Annotated in this window: 1 protein-coding gene and 3 pseudogenes; 2 read left to right on the forward strand and 2 right to left on the reverse strand. The window is 58.7% G+C overall.

Annotation, left to right across the window (positions count from 1 at the left end; translation table 11 throughout):
* A partial coding sequence (locus H8B02_RS45990) for a Ulp1 family isopeptidase (RefSeq protein ID WP_229172324.1) occupies nucleotides 1-1,681 on the forward strand: 1,681 nt, incomplete at its 5' end.
* 199 nt (nucleotides 1,682-1,880) lie between these two features.
* Here H8B02_RS45990 and H8B02_RS45995 read toward each other — a convergent pair.
* Both H8B02_RS45995 and H8B02_RS46000 read right to left on the reverse strand, forming a co-directional pair.
* A pseudogene (locus H8B02_RS45995) lies at nucleotides 1,881-2,117 on the reverse strand (DUF4142 domain-containing protein); the annotation flags it as partial.
* Nucleotides 2,118-2,631: 514 nt separating this feature from the next.
* Nucleotides 2,632-2,885 (reverse strand): annotated as a pseudogene (locus H8B02_RS46000) (DNA polymerase/3'-5' exonuclease PolX); the annotation flags it as partial.
* Nucleotide 2,886: 1 nt separating this feature from the next.
* Between H8B02_RS46000 and H8B02_RS46005 the strand changes: the two are divergent.
* Nucleotides 2,887-3,603, forward strand: a pseudogene (locus tag H8B02_RS46005) (hypothetical protein).
* Nucleotides 3,604-3,727: the final 124 nt, after the last annotated feature.

Raw genomic sequence — 3,727 nt, forward strand, 5'->3', positions numbered from 1 at the left:
GAAATTTAAGGAAGAGGCCCGTGGCCACAGAAATATCGCTCCAGCGCTGACTAAGCTGCGAAAATCGCTGGCCGGCGTTAAAGCGATGGAGATCGAGCGCCGTATTCCCACCAATGCTGATGCCGACGATGCGGGACTGACAGGGGCGAGGCGGATCGTCGACGCCGCCGCGCAGGACCGCACGGCGCGAGACGCGGGCCGTTTAGGCCACGATCAGGAGTTGCGTTTGGAGGCGATGGACGAACCCGGCCCGTCGTCATCTCTCGAGGCAGCCGCGCGCCATGCCCAGCCTCCGCAATCCGGAGCATCCGCGCATCAGCAGGTCCCGGACGAACTGATGGGTGAACGCGCCACGAGCAGCCTCCTGCCAGGCGAGGAGGACCTCATTCACTATGAGCCCGACACAGCTGAATTGAGGAGAACGAAGAGGCAGAGAACGCTGGACAATCCGGAACGCGTTGCCATTGAACGGCACTTTCGGGACATCGCCGGTTCAGGCGGTCGCTCGGTGAGGCTGGTCCCAATCGATCAACTGGATGCATTGCGATGGGAGTCGCAGCCGCTATTACCGGGGAGCGGGTACCAAGACGCGAGTGCGCGGCACAACGTGCTGCCGGGAGCTGACAGTCGGCGACCGGTCCTTGCCGAAGGTTGCGATCAGGACCAGCGTTTGGTGGACCCAGCGTGCTCTGTGGCTCCGCGCGAGCAGGCACACGACACGGTGCAGGCCGAACGGCAGGAACCTACCAGGTCCAGTTCACTATGGTCGCTGCAGATACCCCCTAACTTTGACTGGAGTATGTGGCCGGCCCCGGAGGCGTCGTCAGCGCACGTTGGCAGGCTTCGCTCAGATACCTATGCAGGTCTTGGGTCCTTTGTTGATCTGAATGCGCCGACGCCATCCGAATTGCGCGACGACGCTCACTTTGCGCCAGCGCACCCCGCCATGGCGCGCTCAGATACCTACGCCGGTCTTGGGTCTTTTGTTGATTTGAATGCGCCGCCCCCGTCCGAATTGGACGAGGAGGTTGATTCTGCTTGGGCGTCTCGGGACCCAGCCTCCGCCGCTCTTATCGGAGGTTTGAACCCGGCAGCCCGTTCCCGAGGCCCCGGACTGATGCTCGGGGATGAACAATGGCTGCGCGACGAGCACATCCAGGGGGATTACGAGCTGCTGGAGCAGTCGTTGCAGGAGAATCATCCGTATCTCGCTGTCCGGACGCAGCTCGTGGATCCCCTTGTCGCCCACTATCAGATACGCTTGGCGGCCGCCGATGGCGACGCGCGAAGTCGATTCCAGCGCCTCATCGATCGAAATGGCACCGATACTGCCGACTTCCTGTTTCTGCCGATAAACGACGCCGATCGTCCTGATGAAGTCGGCACTCATTGGTCGCTGCTGTTCGTTGATCGCAGAGACCGGCAACGGCCGGTCGCCTATCACTACGACTCCATCCAAGGATACAATGACCGCCGTGCAACAAAGCTCGCAAGGCGGCTGGGCCTCAGCCTGAATCCAGCCGAGATGGCCCAGCAGCAAAACAGCTATGATTGCGGCGTGTTTGTCCTGGACGGCACGCGCGAGCTGGTCAGGCGATTGGCAACAGGACAGCCCGATCTGCTGAACCTTAGGAATCTCAGGGTCAGTCGCCTGGCCCTGCAAAACCGGCTCAGGAGCTGAGGTTGGCCTTGGCGATGGAGCTGGCCGAAGCGGCGGCGCCAGCGAGACTTCGTGTGTTCGTCCAAATGGACTGCGATGTCGTTGTTATCGTGATGGGTAAGCCAACTTTCGCCAGATCCTCCGAGTCTATCGGCCGTCCGGGCATCCAACCGCCTCAGTGGCAGCCAAAGCCGCGGAACGGCAGCTCCCCGATCTGCCGCTATTTCTTGCTCTCGCCCGCCGTAGGTGCGCGCTTTTTTTGTTGAGAAGCCATCTCAAGGTGATGCTTAAGCACGGGCAGGGTTTTGCCGGCCCAATTCTTCAGATCCGCATTGTCGCCGCCTTTGGTATAACGCTCGAACAGGTCGACGGCGTCCTTATGGGCGCTGACCTGCATCGAATTGAACTGGGAGCTGAACTCATTTACTGCTAGGCCCTTGAGCTTGTCGAGCTTGCTTTACCTCAATGCAGCCGCATGCGGAGTTCCTTGATGATCTCCCGTAGATCGTTAGCGTACTCTTCGATAGCTCGCCGGGCCTCTTCCGAGCGCGAGGGCTTGTGGTTCGGCGTCTCCCTAACCGGACCTCGGTCGTCGGGCTGGTTCATGGGAAAGAAGTTCCAGTAACAGAAGGGGGAGCGTTGACCTAAACCACATAACAGAGGGGGAGCGTTGACCTGCATCAACCGAGGTTGAAAGGGGATTAAAGAGCGCGGTATCTGAGGCTGGCAATGCTTCCAGACATTCCCGAGCGCAGAAGATGCCGATCGGATATCCCTTGGAAGCTACCGGCGCACGGCGCTGTCGGCCGACAGCTTGAACTAACTTTCGCGTGAGCTGCGTCTCCTGGAATTTTTAAGGAACTGAGCCGTATCTTTGTCATTTCAAGATGTCGCGCTGTGTACTTTGCTGAATGGTGCGCCCGGTCTGCGGACCTACCATTAAGGTATGTTCGGGGTCCTTCATCGTGGCGTCAGGCCGCCCGCGCCATAGAGCGCCGCCTCCTGCGGAGGTTTCGCGTGATCTTCGGCCGCGGCATCGCGTTCAGTACTTGCTTTGCCGGTACGCCGCCTTTTCGGGCCATCTCGACACCCCAGTGCATATGGTCGAGCTCCGCGATCGAGTGGGCGTCCGGATTGACGCTCAGCAGGTAGCCGGAATCGAAGGTGGCCTGGTGCCAACGCCAGCCAGGTCCAATCGACAGGGATGCGCATTGATCTCGACCGCGATGCCGTCCCATGAGATCGCACGTGAGATTGACGCGCTTCTCTGGGTGGATCTGGCTTATACCGCAGGTCTCGTTGCTGGCCGTGCCGTGCCGTCTCCGTTCCCTCACGCCGACATTGTAACAACTTCCACACACAAGACACTCCGAGGCCCGAGGGGCGGCGGGCTTATCTTATGCAAAGAGAGTTTGGGGAAGGCGATTGACCGGGCCATATTTCCCGGATTGCAGGGGCGCCTAAAATTTGATTGCAGCAAGAGCAGCATTGTTAGCTGAAGTGCAAACTTCTTGTTTTCAGAGATATGCCAGGACCGTGTTGAGAAACGCGAAGGCGTTGGTGCGTTGGAGAGTGGCTTGCTTGAGACGGGCGCTACACTCGTTTCCAGAGGCACTTCGTCGCACTTACTGCTTCTTAGTTTGATGAGCCGGGACATGAGTGGTCGTCAACTTGAAGCCGCGTTGTCAGGGGCCAACGTCATCGCCAATAGAAATCCGATTCCGTTCGACAATCGTCCGCCATCAGAAGCAGGTGGGCTGAGAATCGGTAGCGCCACTCTCACGACGAGAGGGTTTGATGAAGCACAGTTCGTTCGGCTTGGAAAGTTGATTGGAGATGTGATCACGTCGACCAATAAGCATCACGGTATTGCTAGCTTGAGCGATTTCGTTAGGGAAAACACAGAGGGGCTTCCTTTGTTCAATGAGAAGTGGTTGGCGTAGAGGGACTCAGTTCACGTTGACGTTTCTATCCTGTCCGTGTCTTCCGTGAGAATGAATTTCAAACTGAGCGAAAATCAGAGTCATTTGCGCATCACTCGCTCTGCCAGGCAGGCCGAAGACCCGA

Origin of the sequence: Bradyrhizobium altum (assembly GCF_020889705.1) — a bacterium.
Classification (GTDB): domain Bacteria; phylum Pseudomonadota; class Alphaproteobacteria; order Rhizobiales; family Xanthobacteraceae; genus Bradyrhizobium; species Bradyrhizobium altum.